This is a genomic window from Pseudomonas sp. MD195_PC81_125 (assembly GCF_014060985.1).
GTDB lineage: Bacteria > Pseudomonadota > Gammaproteobacteria > Pseudomonadales > Pseudomonadaceae > Aquipseudomonas > Aquipseudomonas parakoreensis.
Genome location: NZ_JABULD010000908.1, coordinates 1 through 814 on the forward strand (window position 1 = coordinate 1; position 814 = coordinate 814).

Genomic DNA, 814 nt, shown 5'->3' on the forward strand with positions numbered 1-814 from the left:
ACTGCCGATCCGGCGTCATATGCCGGCTATATTCCAGCACCTGAGCATAGTTGTCGCGGATTTAGTAGCGAATTGATGTCCCTGCCGATGGCTGGAAGCTGACACAGGATCGGGATTTTTGATGACGTGGGGGTGATTGGGGTCAAGAAAAGTGCGTGGTTTTGGTGCGCAGGGCGGGTTTTTCGAGGAGAAACGGCTTATGGCTCCTGTAATTTCCCCGGCGAGATATGCGCATATTTTTCAGCTTTGAGCGCGAGTGCCCTTAGCATCAGGGATGCTTTCCAATTTAGTCTTCACCAGTTTGTTGCGACTCTAGAGCCGCCATTCACGGGGCGCTGAAGAGCGTCCGCATGTGAATGCACATAGGCAAAGTTCGCCAGCACTTTGACTAGGCAAGCGAAATGCTCAAATAAACCAGGCAATAAAAAACCGACATTGCTGTCGGCTTTTTGCTCCCTTGAACAAGGGTAGAGGTCTCACCCGAGCGCTGATCTTCAGGTCATCAACGGGGTTCCTACCGCCGACTATCGCCACCTGATGGCAGTCGGTTTCGCGCTCTTGAGGCAGATCCTCTGCCACGGAACATTAACGTGTCAACTTGGAAATTCTTAGGCGTTTATTCGTATGCGAATAATTTTATGTAAAAAATTCATATGTGTACTACGCTCATCTTGCGGACCCGCTTAGAAGGACGAACATGCCTACCTCATCGCCAGCCCTCACCCCACGCGAACAACTCGACGTCCCCGAGGCCGGGCGCGTCGCGCTGAAGTTTTTCTTCAATCTCATGGAGCGCTGGGGTTGCAACGCCGAG

General features: G+C 52.2%; 1 pseudogene. It reads left to right on the top strand.

From position 1 onward, the window contains the following. Window positions 1-697: 697 nt before the first annotated feature. A pseudogene (locus HT737_RS32475) lies at window positions 698-814 on the top strand (DUF2384 domain-containing protein); the annotation flags it as partial.